The organism is Streptomyces sp. GL_140, assembly GCF_057834465.1.
Map to the genome: position 1 here is coordinate 62,200 of NZ_JBYQMJ010000004.1, position 15,633 is coordinate 77,832.

Below are 15,633 nucleotides of genomic sequence, written 5' to 3' on the forward strand. Positions count from 1 at the left end.
GCGACCGGACTCGCCCGCGGCCAGCCCGCCGACACCGTGAGTGCCGCTGAGCCAGCCAACGTCCTCGTACAGTGCGAGGATGAGCCCCCGCTACCACGTGGTCATGACCTTCCAGAAGGACGGTCCAGCCGTATCCGGGACCTGGGAGAACGGTCCTGTCGCTGCGGGCAAGTTCCAGAAGTTCCTTGGGTCCCACGGCAGTGTCGACGGGATCGAGATCACCCTGTGGCGGGAGATCAACGGGAATCGCGAGCGACTGCGGACCTGGACGAAGGAACACGGGTTGGAGATTCACGGGGAGATGTAGGTGGGTCCGCCGGTGACCTTCCCGGCCACGATGTGGTGCGGCTCAGAGGGCGGCCGGTCGCCCGCGAGGCTCTTGTCGGCTTTCAGTTCGATTGCGTATTGGAACCAGCCGGGTTGCTCGGGGTCGGCCTCGCTGTAGATGCGGACGGCCTCGACGGCTTCCTCGGCGGAGATCGGTGAGGGCCAGGCTTGGTAGCGGGCTATCTCCGGGTCCGATCGGTAGACAGCGAGGGCGGGGGCGTCGGCGGGCTCGAAGCGGCGCAGCAACAGGCGCGGAGTCTCGATCATCCCGGCATCCTGGCACGGCCGGCGCACTGTGGACATGGTCCCGAGTATGGCTGCGGCCCTGTACTCCACGGTGTGGAGTACAGGGCCGCAGCCCGTGTTCCGGGCGACTACGAGGTGACCGCGGACGGGTAGGGAGCCGCTGGCGTGACGGCCAGGGCCCTCCGGTGACGCTGCACCACGGACGCCTGCCCGGTGAGGAAGGCCGGCGCCATGAAGTGCGGCTCGGGCAAGTGCCGTTCCAGGGAGGGCAGGTAGTTCCATCTCACTCCGGGGTGGGCGGAGTGCGCGTAGTGGTGCAGGTCGCCGTAGGGAAGCCACGTGCTGGCGGCGAACACCGCGAGCGCGCGGTTGGTCGGGTAGAGGCGCAGGCAGCGGCCCGCCTCGACCTCGGCGGGGGAGCCGGTGCGGTGTTCGGCGTCGAACCAGGTGTGCTCGACGAGCAGGGAGGCCCAGGCGAGGAGGGGGTAGAGCAGCAGGCGGGGGACGAGAGCTCCGGCGAGGACGGCCGCCCAGCCTCCGGCCGTGTACGCGGCGGCGAGGACCAGGGCCACAGCGGGGGCGGCGGCGTACCGGCCGGGCCGCGGCCGCAGGTTGGCGGCCAGCGACGAGACCGCGGTGCCGATGCCGCGCGCGGTGACGGGGAAGAGCAGGGCGGCTGCGAAGCGGCGGCGCCCGACCCCCGGGTGCAGGCCGGCCTGGGCGAGCTCGGCGAGGTTGGGGTCGGAGGCCAGAGTGGCCGCAGGGTGGTGGTCGCGTACGTGACGGCGACGGCGGACCGCGACGGGGGACAGGCCGAGGGGGTAGTGCGCTCCAAGCGCAGCCAGGACGTCGTTGGCGCTGCGGGTCCGTGCCAGCACCCCATGCACGGCGTGGTGGCTGATCTCCTGAAGGTGCCGGAACTGGACGGCGACTCCCACCGTGGCTACGACGGCGCCCAGAATGCCGTGGGCGGCGAGCAACCAGTATCCGGCGATCTGCACCCACTGCCCGACGACCAGGATGGCCGCGGTCCAGTCGTTGGCCCGGGAGCGCTGGACGGCTATGAGCTGCGCCGCGTTCGCCGTGCGGGGCCGCCCCCAGCCGAAGCGGACGCGGTCGGGCTGGCGCAGCAGAATTCCGGCAGTGATCAGGGATAAGGCGAGCAGCATGCGGCGATCCCCATGGCGGGCAGGGGCAGGCCGATCCCACCCGGTGATCACACACAGTACATCTAGTGCACTAGTAGAGGATGCGCTCCACCTGGAACGCGAGCTGTCGTAATGATAGGACGCTGGTATCATTGCCTCATGCTGTATAGGACTCCCGCCCTCGACACTTCCGACCTCGCGGTTCTGCACGAGGTAGACGGCCTGCGCACGCGGCTGCGTGACGCGGTGCAGCAGGCGCCGATGAAGTGGACCCAGGATCTGCGCAAGGCGCTGACCGCGAGCGCGATCGCGGCGTCGAACACGATCGAGGGCTACCAGGTCGACGCGAAGGACGTCGCCGACCTGATGGACGGCGAGCGTGAGGTCGACGCCAGCGAGGAGAACAAGGCGGAGACCCTCGCGTACCAGCAGGCGATGACGTACATCCAGTCGCTCCACGACGTCGCCGACTTCCGGTACAGCAAGGAACTGCTGAACGCACTGCACTGGATGCTCCAGGGCCACCACCACCCGCTGCGCACCGCCGGGCAGTGGCGCAAGACCTCGATCCGCATCACCGCGCCGGGCGATGAGCTCGCCACCGACTACGACGGCCCCGACCAGGAACTCGTGCCCGGCCTGATGGCCGAGCTGGTGGACTGGCTCAACGACGGTGACACCGAAGAACACGTCCTGATCCGGGCAGCGATGGCGCATCTGAACCTGGTGAAGATCCACCCGTGGTCCGACGGGAACGGCCGGCTGTCCCGCTCCTTGCAGACTCTGCTGATCGCCCGCGGTGGCGTTCTCGCGCCTGAGTTCTCCTCGATCGAGGAGTGGCTCGGGCTGCCCGGCAACACCTGGGAGTACTACAAGGTGCTCCGGGAGGTCGGCGGACCGGTGTACTCGCCCGAACGCGACACCCTGCCCTGGATCAAGTTCAACCTGCGCGCCTATCACGAGCAGGCGCAGCGGGTGCAGCACCGGGTCGACCGCTCGAACCGGGTCTGGATCGAGCTGATGGAACACGCCGAGGCCAATGGGATCAGCGAGCGGCAGGTCACGGCCCTGCACGAGGTGGCCATGGTGGGCCGGGTGCGCCGTTCGCGCTACGAGCGGCAGGAAGCGATCAACACCCAGCAGGCAACCAGGGACCTGCAGGCGCTGACGAAGGCCGGCGTGCTGACCGCGATCGGGCAGACCAAGGGGCGCCACTACGTCGCGGGCCCCGGCTTCCCGCAGAACGTCATGGCGACCGCCCGTCGCCCGCACCGGATCATCAACCCCTACGCCACCGCCTAAGTGGGGTCGGTCGAGGCGGTGAGGACGAGCGGGTACGCCGGTACCGTATGGCTGGTCAGGCCAGGAGCCAGTGCACCAGGAGGCATCGCTGTGAGCAGTGACATCGGCTGGGGCGTGGACCGTGAGGACGTCGGCTGGGGCCTCACGCCCTGACCGCGCGCAGGCACGCACGGCGGGCCCCGAACCGATCCGGTTCAGGGCCCGCCGTCTTTCGTTCTCGTTTCCTGCGCGCCGTGCTGGGCGACTTCGTCAGGCCTAGTTAATGGTGAGGGGTTCCCGCATCAGGGATCTTGCGAAGCTGATTGTCAAAGCTGGTCTGAGTCAGACCAGCCCAGAATCCGGCTGCAGCCCGCCATCCTGGACAGAGGGGGGCCACACGGGATCTTGGAGGCGGCCGCGTTCAGGCTGCGGGTGGAGGCCGAACTCCTCAAGAACGGACCCTTCGACGGCCCGGGACTGGCGGTCCTTCATCAGGAGCGGGCCGGTGGAGACGACCTCTGCGGACGCGGCGCCTTCCTCTCCACGCGCGATCAGGACGGTCGTGTCGAAGGAGTAGGCGATCTGCTGGGCCCAGAGCGGCCCCTGCAGGCCAAGGACGGTGTGGGTTCGCTCCCCGTGCCAGCGCAGGCGCGCGCTGAACCAGATCCGTTCGCCGACCTTGTACGCCTTGGCGTCCATGACCTTGTCGACCCATAGCTTTGGTGCCTGGAAGAGCGCCGCCCCGACCTCCTGGGTGACGTAGGGCAGCATCGCGAGGAACACGTCGACATCGTGGGACACGTGGTCAGCGACAGCGTGCCGTACGGCCCGTCCGCGCATGATCCGTTCCACCTCCGCGCGGGGCGTGGGGAACTCCTCGGCCAGCTCTTCGAGGAGCTGCTGGATGCCCTGGTGCATGAGACGGAGCCGCCCGGGGGATTCGCCGAGCCTGGCCTGCGCCTCGGCGGCCAGGACGGGGTGGAACCCGTCGGCTGAGCCGAAGTCCTTGTCGTAGGAGAGGAACCAGATCTCCTCCTCCGTCTCGGCCGCGGCGAGGAGGGTGAGCCAGATCGCGGTGTCCCGGGCGCCACGGGCCTTGACCTTGTTCTTGCCCTCCGACCAGACCTGCTCGGCCGGCGGCATCCGGTGGGCTTCCCTGCGTAGTGCTTCCTCCGCCGCGCCAGGAGGCGTCGGCAGGATGGTGAACACCTGCTCCAGGGCGTGCCGGTACTGGTCGGCCGCGTTCTGTGCGGACAGCTTGCGGACCGGGGCGAGCAGGTCCTCGTTGAAGGCGCCGCTGAGCGCCACCAGCGTGCTGTGGGCCGCCTTGAGGTTCTGCTCCACCTCGTGCCGGTGGTGGGCCACCAGCTCGATCGCGACCATCTCCGGGATGGCGAGCACCCGGCGGTGCCAGGACGCGATCTTGCGGATCATGCCGAGGGCGGGACCGTGGGGGAAGAACATCTTCGAGAACTGGTTGGTGTCGAGAACGATCACAGGTCTTCCCCCACGGAGTGCGGTTCTTACAGCGAGGCGACGATGGTGCTGACGCGGTCCTCGTCCCAGGTGCCCGCGTCGAGCTGGGGCCGGGCGGCGGCTTCGTACGCCTGCAGGGTGCGGGGCGCGGAGTCTGCACCGTGGCCCCAGACAGACTCGAAGCGCCCGCTCCAGCGGCCGATGCCCTTGAAGTACACGGACGAACGCCCGCGGTTGTACTCCGCGTCGCCCTGCTCTTCTTCGACGAGAGCAGCCGCGTTCGCGAAGATCACGACGTCGACGGCCTCGTCCGCGCGCAGCCGGTCTCGGACGGCCAGGCCGCAGGTGACGCCGAGGTCCCGGTGCTGGCCGACGAGGTCGAGGAGCGCGGCGGCGAAGTCCTGCTTGGCGAGGTCTGCGGCATAGACGATGAAGAGCCTGCTGATGGAACCGCCGGCCTCGGTGAACCTTCGGTTGGCTGCGATGTACTCGCGGCGCCCGGTGAGCAGCGCCGGGTTGGTAGTCAGGTCCGCGGCGAGAATCCGCTGGGGCTGAGCCTGTGCAGCGCTGACGGTGTTGACGAGCAGGGCGGACAGGCGCGGGACTTCGTTGGCGTACACGCGAAGGTGTCCGTCGGCGATTTCCTGGTAGTCGGAGATGAGTTCCGCCTCTAGCTGCGAGCGGACCCGGTCGTAGTACTGGGCATCGTCCATGGCCTTGAGGTTAGTGACCCGCCGCAGCTGGATGTAGGCCTTTCGCGTCCAGTAGTGGCCGAACGCCAAGATGACGATGAGCACGGCTTGGACGACGAGCAGCGCTTTGAGGTTGACGCGGTCCACGGCCCAGCCGACTACCGGGGCGGCGACGCCGGCGATGGTGAGGACCGCGCCGAGCGCGGGTGAGTTCAGTACGGCGCTGACCCTGCCAAGCGGGCTCGGCTGCGCTTGGGACATCTTGGTTCCTCCCCCTGAAACGGCCCGGTCTGGGCCATGGCTTCATGATTCCCGAGGGATGGCCGCAGCCTCAGGGGATTGGGGGATTCGTGGTGGTCAACGGCCGGTTCGGTGCGCCACAGTCCGGAATGTCAGCCGGCTGATGGTCCCGTCAGGAGGGTGATGTCGTAGTCGACATCCCACCGGTCGGCCGGGATGACGATGTCCGCGGTCTCCACGGGGCGGTCGCCGTCGTCCAGATAGGTCCGCTCGATCAGCGTCGCGAGGGTCCCGGTGGCCACCCCGAGCTGCTGGGCCTGGGCCCGGTCGATTTCGATCGGCCGCACCCGCTCCACCGCGCGGACCACGGCGATGTCCAGGTGCGCCATCCGGTCAACGACGCTGCGGCCGCCGAGCGGCCCGCCGTCGGGCAGGACGATCGCGCTCTTGCCGGTGATGGCCATCGGCTCCCAGCTGGTGCTGCTCATCACCGGGCGCCGGTTCGCGTCGAGGAACTCGTACGCCGTGCGCACACACAGCGCGCCCGGCCTGATCCGCAGCCGCTCGGCGATCGCGGCGGGCGCCGGGACCTTCGCGGTGCTCTGCGCGTCCCAGGTGGAGATGCCGGGCGGGGCGAGCGGGGCGCTGGGGTGGCCGGGCGCCGGGCAGCGCAGCATGTGCAGCCGCTCCAGGGGGGCGCGGACGTAGGTGCCGGCACCCGGGCGGCCCTCAAGGAGGCCCTCGGCAATGAGGAGTTCCTGGGCGCGGCGGATGACGTTCTCCCCGACGCCGTACTGCTCACCGAGGGAGATACGCGAGGGCAGGCGGTAGTCGACGGCCCACTCGCCGCTGGTGATGAGGGTGCGGAACGCGGCGGCGACCGCCAGGTAGGGGGCTCCAGTCGTGTCGGCCATGGTTCTCCGTCGTCCGTCGCGGTGCTGACTGCAGGTCAGCGATCTTCCCGATCTAATTGACAATCTAGTCCACTAGATCAAAACTAGTGGACTAGAAGTGCGATCCGTGATTCCGAGGGTTCCGGGGTGAGGGGCAATGCACGAATTAGGCGCCACGGCTATAGAGGCCCTGACCCAACTCACTGGCCAGGCACCCGACACCGCCGAGCACGACGGCGTGATGACCATCCAGGCCGATACTTCCCGCGTCCCCGCCGAGCACTGGTCGTGCCTGCTCGCGGTCCTGGAGACCGGCACCTTCTACGGCCTGAACACCACCGCAGCCGGCACCAGCACCGTCTGGCTGTCCATCGAGTTGGAGACACCCCGCCCATGACCGCCATCCCGATCAGCGTCCCCTTCGCCAAAGGCCACGGCGGCGGGAATGACTTCGTGATCCTCGATGACCCGGACGGCCTCATCGACCTCACCAACGCCGACATCGTCCAGCTCTGCGACCGCCGCCAGGGGATAGGGGCCGACGGTGTCCTGCGCCTGGTCCGCTGCACCTCAGACGTGGAGGCCTTCGCGATGGCCGGCCAGGCTGAGTGGTTCATGGACTACCGCAACGCTGACGGCTCCCTCGGCGCGATGTGCGGCAACGGCGCCCGAGTCCTGGCCCAACACCTCCTGGCCACCGGACGCCACCAGGGTGGCCCCCTCACCCTGGCCACCCGAGCCGGCGTACGCGAACTCCATGTCCCCACCAGTCGCGACGTCCACCGAGGCGACGTCAGCGTCTCCATGGGCATTCCGCTCCTCCCAGGACCGGAGCGCATCGCCGTCACCGTCGGCGCGCGGCGCTGGCCCGCCCTCCACGTCGACATGGGCAACCCGCACGCTGTCGCCTTTGTCGACGACCTCGGCCATGCCGGCACCCTCACCACCGCGCCCGAGGTCTCCCCGGCAAGCGCCTACCCGCACGGCACGACGGTCGAGTTCGTACGCGACCTCGGCCCCCACCACCTGGTGCTCCGCGTCCATGAACGCGGCGTCGGCGAAACCCCGTCCTGCGGAACCGGGGCCTGCGCCGCGGTAGCCGCAGCCATCCACCGCACGCTCGGCGCCCGGGGCCCCGTCCGCTACACCGTGGACGCTCCCGGCGGCCGCCTCCGGGTCGACGTCGCCGCCGACGGGAACATGACCCTGACCGGCCCCGCCTACCTCACCGCCCAGGGCACCGTCCACCTCCACTCCGCCTGGCCGACCGCCCCGATAGAGGGTGAATGGGGCCTGCAGCGGCCCGCGTACGGGGTTCCCACACCATCCCTGCTCGCACGGGCAGAACGCGGCCTCACCCGGCTCGCCGGCAACAACAACGACAACCCCGACCACACGGAGGAGGGCGGATGACGGGCGACGGACACGAAGCACACCCACTGATCGGCCGTCTTGTCCGCGACATCCCCTCCGGCACCGAAGGCCGCCTCATGGCCGTGGTCCGTGAAGAACTCCCCACCCACACCGGCAAGCCCCGCACCACGCGGCGCGCATACATCCGCCCCACGGCTGGTGGAGTCGAACTCTCGACCGCCCCGGACAACATCGAGCCTCTTGGCGCATCGTGAGCTTCCCAAGTCCTGCTGCTGGACGTGCATACCAGCTCGGCACGACGGCCCCGGCCCCCGGCACACTCCGGGGGCCGGGGCCGCGGCAGTTCACGGCGCTCGTCCCCCGATCTCAACCCGCGTGGCACGCTGGCCTGATGATCGAAACTCCGCGCCTCCTGCTTCGACGTTTCCGTCTCGACGACGCCCCCATCCTCGCCGCCTACCGATCTAATCCGGACATAGCCCGCTACCAGAGCTGGTCCTCGCCGATCACCTTGGCGGAGGCCGCCGGGATTGTCCGCGGATACGCAGAGGCCCAGCCCGAGGACCCGGGCTGGTTCCAGTACGCGATCGAGCTGGAGCACGACGGCCGGCTGATCGGCGATTTCGGAGTCAACCTCCACGAGAACCGGTTGCAGGCCGAACTCGGCTGCACCCTCGCCCCAGCCCATCACGGCCACGGCTACGCCACCGAGGCCGTCCAGGCCGTCGTAGGCCATCTCGTTGCCCGGGGACTGCATCGCCTCTCGGCCCACTGCGATGCCCGCAACACCGACTCCATGCGCGTCCTGGAACGCACGGGATTCCGGCTCGAAGGACACGGCATCGAAGCCGAGCTGATCCGCGGCGAATGGACCGACAGCTACTCCTTCGGACTCCTCGCCCGTCATTGGAAAGGTCCCTCCGCCACCGCATGAGACGGCTGACGGCGTAGAGCGGCTCCAGGTGGGCACACGAGTGGACAGTTGTGGGGACGGGTCCTCCGTGTGGTGCGGCTTGGGCGGTGGCCCGTGTCGCCAGGCGAGTGACGGGGCTTGACCGGGCATGAAGACCCCCAAGCACCTGCTAATGCCAGCTGCAGTGGCCCTGGCTGCCGTTCTCGCCGGGGCAATGGCCCCCGCCGTGGTGGCGGCCCCGGCCGCCGGGCTCCGTTACCAGTGCGCTGCCAGCACGAAGACGATCGATGACGCCAGCTACTCGGGGCCGTGGCCGGACGACTGGGACGTGACCGTGCAGACGTGTGCGGCGCGCTCCGGTCCGGTCGTCTACGCGTACGCCGATGTCCGGTGGGACGGCCCGGCCTACGCGGACATGAAGGCGACGATCTTCGACGGGGCCAAGATTCGGCTCACGATCGCGCAGTCCCGCGCGGGTACTGACCCCGTGATCGTCGAGAGCGATTTCCAGCTCAAGGAGCAGCTGCAGAAAGCGACGTCCGGTGGTGACCGTGACGGCCACTACCGCACCCCGACGATCAGCCACCGGGCCGGGAGCGGCGCGTATGCGGACGCTGTGCTCCTCCTGGACTGGCATCAGGACGGGCACGGCTACCAACACCACGCGTACAAGGCCACACCGAGCGTATGACAGAGATCGACTGCCCTTGCCCGCGCCCTGGCCGAGAACCTGCCCGGCACGGCCCTGGTGCGCCTCGACTCCTGCTACCACAGCGACCCCGGCCTGGCGCCGAGCGTTCCTCGCCTCGACGGGCCCGGCTGGCTGGTCGACTTGAGCGACCTGCTCGCGGGGGTTAGGGCGGAGGGCTGCTGGGTGCCCGGCAGGTCCCGACTCTGTGCCGTCTGCGCTGCTACGCCTTCGGGCTGGTCAGGATCTTGTCGGCGTGGCAGACGTCGCAGGCGCTCGTGGTCGGGTCTGTCGCAAGCTTCTGACGTGCGGCCTTAGTCGTGACCGGAGCGCCCGTTCCAGCGGAAATCGCCCAGCAGCCGGGCTGATGGAGTCTGATCCCCGGGCCGGTGCCCGGTGCGCTGACGGGTACCGGCACGTGCTCGGTGATCCAGAGATCTGCCGGGGCTGGGGCGGGGGAGGCCGGCTGCCGGCGTCGGAGCAGCGGGACATCGGAGTACGACGTCCCGGGTACAGCGCGCACGCGGCTGCTCGGTACGGGCAGTTCTATGAGCTCCTCGGTGAGGTCGCTGCCAGTGGTGGCGGTGCGGCTAGCCCAAGCACGCAGCGCCACCACATAAATCCACTCCCCGGTGTCGGTCTGCCACCTGCGCACGAGCCGGCCGCTCACGGTGCCATCGGGCAGAAGAACTTGGACCGGGGGCAGCGCGCGAGGAGCAGGCCGTCCGGGGCCGGCGGGGCGGGGCATGGTGGTCAGCCCTGGCTCTGCCGCAGGGCCCGGCAGGGCGCACACAAGGGGTTCGCCGGAGCTCCGTAGCGCGCGCAGGAAGATCCACACCGCGCACACGGTCCGGTCTGCGACGGCGCCCAGCTGGCCACCACGACGGGCGGCCGCGACGGTTCCACGGGCTTGTTCATGCTGCTCTCCGTTCTGCGGAGGGGAGGGCGCGGGCCGCGCGGCGCAGTGCGACCGCGCCCGTGCGCTGCGCCGCGGGGGAGTCCCAATACGGGTGGGTGTGCAGCAGCCGGGACAGCGCGATCAGGCGGCGGCGCTGCGTGGTCGTCCCGACCGTGCGGGTCCGGGCGAGCTCGGCATAAGCGGCCAGCTCCGCGCGCTGAAGGGCGAGGAGATCGGCAGGGAAGCGGAATGATGCTCTCACCCAGCTATTGGAGCACGTGTTCGAATTCCAAGGGAAGTCGCCCCGCAGGCCCCGAGCGTGGCGCAGGTGACCGATGGTGCCGACCGAAGGGGTGTCGCAGGTCGCGTTGGGGCGGGTTGCGGGGCTAAGGGGGTGGCGGTGTAGGGCGTGTGCGAGATTTACCCGTTCAGATCTCTGACCTGCGGTTATGTGGGGGCTTGCGGGGCTAACCCCTTGCCGTTCGAAAGTGCGGGTCACGCCTCCAAGCGGAGGCGTGACCCGCGTTTTCACGTAAGGAGTTATCTGACATGTGCATGACCGAAATGGATGGGGAATCGACAGGCGACGAGTCCGGCCGGGAGTCCGTCGAGCCGGCCCCGGAGGCGACTCCGCACCGCCGGGCCGATAGGCGCCGACTGGCGGGCAGGGTTGCCGTGACGCTCGCCAGCGAGGCGGCGCAGGCCGCGGTGTCCGCATGGGCGCCGGAGTGGACCGACACGGCGTGGGCGTTGGCTGCGGCCGTACGGGTCGCACTCCGGCACCGCCGGGGCCGGGGCGGGCGCCCGCGCGGCTAGCCGAGCCGGCGGGTTCCTGGGCCGCACAGGCGGCCCGGGAAACCGGGGGTGTCGCCGTTGGCGGCAGCCCCGGGTCGGCACCTTCCCGGAGGGGCCCGCGATTCACCCGTTCGGGTGGTCGCGGGGCCTCGCGTACGCGTAGGCGACTTGTGTGGTGCGCCCCCAACCAGCCCTGAAAGCAGGGCTATTGACAACAAACAGGATCTTTCGGCATCTTTCCGACGCGGCCCGATCGACGGGCCGTCGATGTGTGTGATCGGAGTGGGGTTCATGGCGCGTTCGGTGCGGGAGCAGTACGACGAGAGTCAGGCCGCGGGCCGGCTGCGGGTGCCGCTGGCGGCGTGGCGGTGGGCGGCCGGTTCGGGCCTGGTCCCACAGGCAGATGCCAGCACACGGTTGTGGTCGCGGGCGGCGGTGGAGGCCGCCGACCCGGAGGCGGTTCGGGCCGCGCTGCGTGGGCCGGTGGGGGCCGGGGTGGCCGCGGACCGGCTGACGGAGGCCTTGGGGGAGCCGTTGCGGTGCCGGCCGCGGGTGACCGCGGCGGCGGTCGGCCACCTCGTCCGCGCAGGCCTGTTGGTCTACCTCGGCGGGGACACCGAGTTCCCCGACGTCCACCCGGACCAGGTGGCCGCCCTCACCCGCCGCCGGGACCTGCCCGCACTCCTCGACCGCCACGTCCCCCTCGGGCCCGATCAAGCCGCGGTACGGCTCGGGGTCCGCCGCGCCGACTTCGACCACCTCGTCCGCCTCGGGTGGATTTCCCCGGTCGCCTCGGTGGAGGTCGACTACAAGCGACAGGGCGGCGTGACCACGGTCCCGCTGTACTGCGCCGAGTCCGTCGCCCTGTTGCCGGTCGTCCGCCCACTGGTCGATTGGCGGGCGGTGTACGCCGTCCCTGCGGGCCGCCGTTCCCCGCTCGCAGCCTTGAAGCCGGTCGTCCCGGGGCTGGACCGAGTGCAGTTGGGTGAAGTGGGGCGGATGGCCCGGGTGGGCCGGGCGGCGGTGGTGAACTGGCGCCGCCGGTATGACGACTTTCCCGTCCCGGTGGGCGGTACGGAGGTCCTTCCGCTGTTCGACCGGCCTGCGGTGGTCGCGTGGCTGCTGGCTCACGACAAGATCGGGGTGCCCGTGGGCATGTCGGCGGCCTCGCTGGCCCTGGTCGGTCCCGGATACCGCAGGGTCCGGTTCCGGCTCGATGGCCCGTGGCTGGAGCTGGCCGAAGACGCCGAAGGGCAGGACCAACTGTCCGGCTGGACTACGGACGCTGATGCCGATGCGCTGGCCGAACTGGCGGCCGGGGCGTTCGGGGCGTCGGTGAGTCGGCTGACGGCGCCGGGCACGGCGCCGTTGGCAGTGTCGGGGGAGGTCCGGGTGATCGAGCGGTACCGGTCAGGGGCGGGGGGCCTACGGGTGACGCTCGCGTGGCCGGCCGGCCTGCGAGGCGCCGCGGATGGGGGGACGGCGGGCGGGGTGGTCCGCCACGCGGTGCCCTACGCCGGCCCGGCGGACAGCTGCGTGTGCCGCCGGTGCGACTGCGGCGGCCTGGTCCCGGCGTCCTGGTGTGAGGAGCACGGGGACACAGCAGGCCCGGTGTTGGAGTGGCACCCAGGCGGCGGAATCAGGTGCGCGCAACTGCGCACCTGATCGCGGCGCGGTGAGTCCGGCTACTGCCATTCCATGGCGCGGGGGCCAGGGGTGAGCGCCTGGACGGCGGTGTGGATCCGCTGGTGCAGCAGCGCGGTTCCGTGCTCGGGGATGGCGTAGGCGTCGCGTACGCCGCTCATGACCATGCCGGGCGCCGTCAGGTCATCCCAGACCACCACGTACCCGGAAGGGCCGGCGGGCGCGGCGGGGGCGAGGATGCCCCGCTTGCGGCGTCCCCCGGTCGCCGCGGTGAGCTCGGCCAGGGTCACCGCGGCGAAGCCGTTGCCGAGCACGCCGATCCGCTCATGCGAGAACACGTTGGCCTGGCTGCTCCCGGGCGGCGGGGCGGGCTGACGGTACTGGCGCAGGTGCGGCACGGTCGTGAGCATCTTGAGGGCACGTGCCTCCCGCGCGACGTGCTCGGCTGCGTCCTGGCCGCCGTCGCCCTCCATGAAGACGCGGCACGCCCCGAGCAGGGGCCCGACGATGCTGCGCGATGTCGGCCAGGTCACCACATGGGTGCGGCTGTTGTCGGGCAGGAGATGGGGAAGACAGGCGCGGCCGTCCTCACTGAGCGCGGCCAGGGCGGCTGCCCACGCTTCCCCGGTCACCTCGGTCCCGGCCGGTACAAGCTCTTCCACCGGTTGAAGCCGGATCGCGGCGAACTCCTCATCTGCGGTGCTCGGCATGCTGATGTCCCCTCTTGCGTGCGAAGTGCTGACCAACATCATCATGGCGTCCCGGTGCGCGTAGCCGGGTGGCCCCGTGGAGTTGGACGAGAACCGGCAGGCGCTCACTCTGTGGCGTTCGCCGGCTACTGCCAATCGATGTTGAGGCTGAGACCGAGCAGTTTCCCGAGCGCGAACTCCACCTGGGACAGATCCGTCATGCTCAGGTGGTCGACGCGGTCCCCGAGCACGTACAAGTACGCCCGGCCCTCGGTGAGGGCCGGGCGTTGGCGTTCCTGATGGAGAAGCGACGCGGGTCTGCCGGAGAGGGGCTACCCCTGGCCCGTCGGGTGGGGTACAGCGATCCCCGGGCGGTCCCGATGGGGGTACAGAGGTACAGCGTCTGCGACGGCCGGGAACTCGTCCACGAGGCTGATAGCGAGGTGCGGCATGCCGTGCCGCTCGTTTTCCGCCCAGTAGATCGCGTCTCGGCGGTTCCACTCGCGACGGAGCACGACACCTGTATCCGGGAGCCAGGCAATCCAGTCGCCCCGGCCCCACCGCCTACGGCGCCACAGGGCGAACAGCACGCCGCCGATGAGAATCTCGACGGCGGCCAGCGGCAGCAGCACGAGGCGGACCGCTTCCTCCGCCGGCCAGTACATGAGTAGCGAGCCCGCACCTCCCACGAACCACGCGGGCCAGTACCAGTAGGGACGCCGCGGGACGGTTCGCCGGTAGACCATGAGCGCGCCGAGCAGGAATCCGCCCGCGGTGTATGCGGCAAGCATGCTGTCCGCAGCGATCGTGAGGACGGCAAACGCTGCGGCGCCGCTCAAGAGGCCGCCCGCAGTCCTGCGGTCCTGCTGGTCCTGTGTCATCTGGTGTCCCTTCGATCCCGTAGAGCTTCCCATGCGGGTACGACACACCCCTCTGCCCGTACGTCGGGGCTTTGCCCCCGGGGGACAGGGCGGGTGCGGTGGGGGCCTACTGGCCGTCCCCAGGCCTGGATGGCTGATGGGCACTCAGTAGCGTGTGTGCTAAGTCGGGTTAGCTTCCGGTGGGGTGGCGGGGAGCGCGTGGGACTGCCCAGTGGGCGGGGGCTGGACGCGGGGGGATGAGGTCGGGGACGGGGCGCAGCGGGGGCTGAATGAGGGGCCTCTCGCCGCCGGTCAGCGCGCGAGCGGTGAAGCCAGCCGCTTGGTAGTCGTTGGCGGCCTCGAAGATGACCAGAGTGCCTACCGGCAGGGCTGCGGCCTGTTCGATGATCCGCAGGAGTTCGTCTGCCCATTCGATGGATTGCCCGTTGCGGTCGATGCGTTCGGCGCCGGGCGGGAGGTGGAGGATCAGCCCGCCGGGGTGGCCGGTGACGTTGAGGTGCAGGCTGCTGTCCGCAGGGGTGACCGTGGTGACTTTGTCTGCCCGGATACGGGTCTGGCCGACACGCAGCCAGACCCGGGAACGGCCCGCGCTCACCATGTCTGGCCCGGTTGCCCAACGGTCGGACGCACACTGACGCTCGTGTTCATGAGGTCAGGATCCCAGAACAGTGTGGGGCTGCGTAGATGTTCCGGCTGGACCAAGCCCCACACGGGTCACAGGCGAGGCCTGCGAGATTTGTTGCGATTCTGACACCAAACTCCCAGGTTCTAAGGGCTCCTGACGGTTAGTTTGGTTGCGATTTTGCTACCAAAGGTAGGAGATACGTCGGCGGCTACTGACACATCCAGTGGAGATGTGTCAGTGCTGTACCGACACATCTCCGCCAACTCGTCCTCCTGACCAGCTAAAACGTGTCCGCTCCCCTCTTAGAACCACCGGGCCCTTGGGGAAGCAGGGAAGCCCTGCGCGCGGTGGCTGGGCCTGCTCCGGAGTCAGCCTTGGATAAAACTGGGCCGTGAGGGCCGTGAGGGCCGTGAGGACCGGGCGCAGGACGGGGTAGCAGGTGTGGACCAACCCTCTCATTCCCATATCTATCTGGCTTAAATTTTGAATCAGGCTGGATGAAGCATCGCCCGACAGGCCCCGTGAACCCACGAGCCCCCGTCTTTTGCTGCTGCCAGCCGGGTCCGCGAAGCGGGCCCAGGCCCTGGAGGCGAAGCCGGAAGGGCCCGGGGTGGGAGCGAAGCGGACACCCCAACGGGCCGAAGGCCCGGACCGCGCGCAGCGCCTCAGTTCGGGGGAGCGCAGCGGACCCGAACCAGTCCGAAGCGAAGCGAAGGACTCCGGCCCGAAGGGCCGGCCAGGGCTCGGAGCGAAGCGCCGAGCCGGGCCCGAAGGGCCCGGCCGAGCGCAGCGAGGCCGTTCGGTCCCCAGCGCGCAGCGCTGG

19 protein-coding genes are annotated in these 15,633 nt (G+C 69.9%); 9 read left to right on the top strand and 10 right to left on the bottom strand.

Annotated elements, in window-relative coordinates:
* Nucleotides 1-79: 79 nt before the first annotated feature.
* Complete coding sequence (locus AC3IYJ_RS42925; RefSeq protein ID WP_489403659.1) at nucleotides 80-307, top strand: hypothetical protein; 228 nt, start codon at nucleotides 80-82, stop codon at nucleotides 305-307.
* Here AC3IYJ_RS42925 and AC3IYJ_RS42930 read toward each other — a convergent pair.
* Together AC3IYJ_RS42930 and AC3IYJ_RS42935 are read right to left on the bottom strand one after the other, a co-directional pair.
* Nucleotides 292-594, bottom strand: coding sequence for a GNAT family N-acetyltransferase (locus tag AC3IYJ_RS42930; protein WP_489403660.1), 303 nt, complete (start codon nucleotides 592-594; stop codon nucleotides 292-294). The two genes, AC3IYJ_RS42925 and AC3IYJ_RS42930, sit on opposite strands and share 16 nt — an antisense overlap.
* 107 nt (nucleotides 595-701) lie before the next feature.
* Entirely contained in the window at nucleotides 702-1,742 is a 1,041-nt protein-coding gene (locus AC3IYJ_RS42935) for a fatty acid desaturase (protein WP_489403661.1), read from the bottom strand.
* A 138-nt stretch (nucleotides 1,743-1,880) separates the two neighbouring features.
* Between AC3IYJ_RS42935 and AC3IYJ_RS42940 the strand changes: the two genes are divergently transcribed.
* Nucleotides 1,881-3,023: a Fic family protein gene (locus AC3IYJ_RS42940; RefSeq protein WP_489403662.1), complete on the top strand. Its 1,143-nt coding sequence runs from the start codon at nucleotides 1,881-1,883 to the stop codon at nucleotides 3,021-3,023.
* Nucleotides 3,024-3,344: 321 nt separating this feature from the next.
* Here AC3IYJ_RS42940 and AC3IYJ_RS42945 read toward each other — a convergent pair whose 3' ends face one another.
* From AC3IYJ_RS42945 to AC3IYJ_RS42955, 3 genes are all read right to left on the bottom strand, one after another.
* Nucleotides 3,345-4,499: a PIN domain-containing protein gene (locus tag AC3IYJ_RS42945; RefSeq protein WP_489403663.1), complete on the bottom strand. Its 1,155-nt coding sequence runs from the start codon at nucleotides 4,497-4,499 to the stop codon at nucleotides 3,345-3,347.
* A gap of 26 nt (nucleotides 4,500-4,525) precedes the next feature.
* Entirely contained in the window at nucleotides 4,526-5,431 is a 906-nt protein-coding gene (locus tag AC3IYJ_RS42950; RefSeq protein WP_489403664.1) for a hypothetical protein, read from the bottom strand.
* A gap of 131 nt (nucleotides 5,432-5,562) precedes the next feature.
* Nucleotides 5,563-6,324, bottom strand: a complete 762-nt coding sequence (locus AC3IYJ_RS42955; RefSeq protein ID WP_489403665.1) for a GntR family transcriptional regulator — start codon at nucleotides 6,322-6,324, stop codon at nucleotides 5,563-5,565.
* A gap of 136 nt (nucleotides 6,325-6,460) precedes the next feature.
* Here AC3IYJ_RS42955 and AC3IYJ_RS42960 point away from each other — a divergent pair, with 136 nt between their 5' ends.
* The 5 genes from AC3IYJ_RS42960 (at nucleotide 6,461) to AC3IYJ_RS42980 (ending at nucleotide 9,281) form a co-directional block, all read left to right on the top strand.
* Entirely contained in the window at nucleotides 6,461-6,700 is a 240-nt protein-coding gene (locus AC3IYJ_RS42960; protein WP_489403666.1) for a hypothetical protein, read from the top strand.
* Nucleotides 6,697-7,716 carry a diaminopimelate epimerase gene (gene dapF / locus AC3IYJ_RS42965; protein ID WP_489403667.1) on the top strand — a complete coding sequence of 340 codons (1,020 nt, stop codon included), beginning with the start codon at nucleotides 6,697-6,699 and terminating at the stop codon, nucleotides 7,714-7,716. The genes AC3IYJ_RS42960 and dapF overlap by 4 nt, the downstream gene beginning before the upstream one ends.
* Complete coding sequence (locus AC3IYJ_RS42970; protein ID WP_489403668.1) at nucleotides 7,713-7,931, top strand: hypothetical protein; 219 nt, start codon at nucleotides 7,713-7,715, stop codon at nucleotides 7,929-7,931. Before dapF ends, AC3IYJ_RS42970 begins: the two co-directional genes overlap by 4 nt.
* Before the next feature lie 137 nt (nucleotides 7,932-8,068).
* Nucleotides 8,069-8,611 (top strand): GNAT family N-acetyltransferase, encoded by a 543-nt coding sequence (locus tag AC3IYJ_RS42975; RefSeq protein ID WP_489403669.1) that lies wholly within the window; start codon nucleotides 8,069-8,071, stop codon nucleotides 8,609-8,611.
* Nucleotides 8,612-8,738: 127 nt separating this feature from the next.
* Nucleotides 8,739-9,281, top strand: a complete 543-nt coding sequence (locus tag AC3IYJ_RS42980; RefSeq protein ID WP_489403670.1) for a hypothetical protein — start codon at nucleotides 8,739-8,741, stop codon at nucleotides 9,279-9,281.
* A gap of 220 nt (nucleotides 9,282-9,501) precedes the next feature.
* On the opposite strand, the gene AC3IYJ_RS42985 is transcribed toward AC3IYJ_RS42980, so the two are convergent.
* Both AC3IYJ_RS42985 and AC3IYJ_RS42990 read right to left on the bottom strand, forming a co-directional pair.
* On the bottom strand, nucleotides 9,502-10,026 hold the full coding sequence (locus tag AC3IYJ_RS42985) for a DUF6233 domain-containing protein (protein ID WP_489403671.1): 525 nt from the start codon (nucleotides 10,024-10,026) through the stop codon (nucleotides 9,502-9,504).
* Nucleotides 10,027-10,192: 166 nt separating this feature from the next.
* Nucleotides 10,193-10,438 carry a hypothetical protein gene (locus tag AC3IYJ_RS42990; protein WP_489403672.1) on the bottom strand — a complete coding sequence of 82 codons (246 nt, stop codon included), beginning with the start codon at nucleotides 10,436-10,438 and terminating at the stop codon, nucleotides 10,193-10,195.
* 287 nt (nucleotides 10,439-10,725) lie between these two features.
* Between AC3IYJ_RS42990 and AC3IYJ_RS42995 the strand changes: the two genes are divergently transcribed.
* Together AC3IYJ_RS42995 and AC3IYJ_RS43000 are read left to right on the top strand one after the other, a co-directional pair.
* Nucleotides 10,726-10,992: a hypothetical protein gene (locus AC3IYJ_RS42995; protein WP_489403673.1), complete on the top strand. Its 267-nt coding sequence runs from the start codon at nucleotides 10,726-10,728 to the stop codon at nucleotides 10,990-10,992.
* Between the two features lie 270 nt (nucleotides 10,993-11,262).
* Nucleotides 11,263-12,636 (top strand): hypothetical protein, encoded by a 1,374-nt coding sequence (locus AC3IYJ_RS43000; protein WP_489403674.1) that lies wholly within the window; start codon nucleotides 11,263-11,265, stop codon nucleotides 12,634-12,636.
* Nucleotides 12,637-12,656: 20 nt separating this feature from the next.
* Here the strand turns inward: AC3IYJ_RS43000 and AC3IYJ_RS43005 are convergent, their stop codons facing one another.
* The 3 genes from AC3IYJ_RS43005 to AC3IYJ_RS43015 form a co-directional block, all read right to left on the bottom strand.
* A complete protein-coding gene (locus tag AC3IYJ_RS43005) occupies nucleotides 12,657-13,325 on the bottom strand; it encodes a hypothetical protein (protein WP_489403675.1) in 669 nt (222 codons plus the stop codon).
* A gap of 311 nt (nucleotides 13,326-13,636) precedes the next feature.
* Nucleotides 13,637-14,185: a hypothetical protein gene (locus tag AC3IYJ_RS43010; protein WP_489403676.1), complete on the bottom strand. Its 549-nt coding sequence runs from the start codon at nucleotides 14,183-14,185 to the stop codon at nucleotides 13,637-13,639.
* Nucleotides 14,186-14,354: 169 nt separating this feature from the next.
* Nucleotides 14,355-14,783: a hypothetical protein gene (locus AC3IYJ_RS43015; protein ID WP_489403677.1), complete on the bottom strand. Its 429-nt coding sequence runs from the start codon at nucleotides 14,781-14,783 to the stop codon at nucleotides 14,355-14,357.
* Nucleotides 14,784-15,633: the final 850 nt, after the last annotated feature.

What these genes read in the sequence shown, in the direction of transcription:
- AC3IYJ_RS42925 (WP_489403659.1), top strand. Translation starts at nt 80, where the DNA reads ATGAGCCCCCGCTACCACGTGGTCATGACCTTCCAGAAGGACGGTCCA.
- AC3IYJ_RS42930 (WP_489403660.1), bottom strand. Translation starts at nt 594, where the DNA reads ATGATCGAGACTCCGCGCCTGTTGCTGCGCCGCTTCGAGCCCGCCGAC.
- AC3IYJ_RS42935 (WP_489403661.1), bottom strand. Translation starts at nt 1,742, where the DNA reads ATGCTGCTCGCCTTATCCCTGATCACTGCCGGAATTCTGCTGCGCCAG.
- AC3IYJ_RS42940 (WP_489403662.1), top strand. Translation starts at nt 1,881, where the DNA reads ATGCTGTATAGGACTCCCGCCCTCGACACTTCCGACCTCGCGGTTCTG.
- AC3IYJ_RS42950 (WP_489403664.1), bottom strand. Translation starts at nt 5,431, where the DNA reads ATGTCCCAAGCGCAGCCGAGCCCGCTTGGCAGGGTCAGCGCCGTACTG.
- AC3IYJ_RS42955 (WP_489403665.1), bottom strand. Translation starts at nt 6,324, where the DNA reads ATGGCCGACACGACTGGAGCCCCCTACCTGGCGGTCGCCGCCGCGTTC.
- AC3IYJ_RS42960 (WP_489403666.1), top strand. Translation starts at nt 6,461, where the DNA reads ATGCACGAATTAGGCGCCACGGCTATAGAGGCCCTGACCCAACTCACT.
- dapF (WP_489403667.1), top strand. Translation starts at nt 6,697, where the DNA reads ATGACCGCCATCCCGATCAGCGTCCCCTTCGCCAAAGGCCACGGCGGC.
- AC3IYJ_RS42970 (WP_489403668.1), top strand. Translation starts at nt 7,713, where the DNA reads ATGACGGGCGACGGACACGAAGCACACCCACTGATCGGCCGTCTTGTC.
- AC3IYJ_RS42975 (WP_489403669.1), top strand. Translation starts at nt 8,069, where the DNA reads ATGATCGAAACTCCGCGCCTCCTGCTTCGACGTTTCCGTCTCGACGAC.
- AC3IYJ_RS42980 (WP_489403670.1), top strand. Translation starts at nt 8,739, where the DNA reads ATGAAGACCCCCAAGCACCTGCTAATGCCAGCTGCAGTGGCCCTGGCT.
- AC3IYJ_RS42985 (WP_489403671.1), bottom strand. Translation starts at nt 10,026, where the DNA reads ATGCCCCGCCCCGCCGGCCCCGGACGGCCTGCTCCTCGCGCGCTGCCC.
- AC3IYJ_RS42995 (WP_489403673.1), top strand. Translation starts at nt 10,726, where the DNA reads ATGTGCATGACCGAAATGGATGGGGAATCGACAGGCGACGAGTCCGGC.
- AC3IYJ_RS43000 (WP_489403674.1), top strand. Translation starts at nt 11,263, where the DNA reads ATGGCGCGTTCGGTGCGGGAGCAGTACGACGAGAGTCAGGCCGCGGGC.
- AC3IYJ_RS43005 (WP_489403675.1), bottom strand. Translation starts at nt 13,325, where the DNA reads ATGCCGAGCACCGCAGATGAGGAGTTCGCCGCGATCCGGCTTCAACCG.
- AC3IYJ_RS43010 (WP_489403676.1), bottom strand. Translation starts at nt 14,185, where the DNA reads ATGACACAGGACCAGCAGGACCGCAGGACTGCGGGCGGCCTCTTGAGC.
- AC3IYJ_RS43015 (WP_489403677.1), bottom strand. Translation starts at nt 14,783, where the DNA reads ATGGTGAGCGCGGGCCGTTCCCGGGTCTGGCTGCGTGTCGGCCAGACC.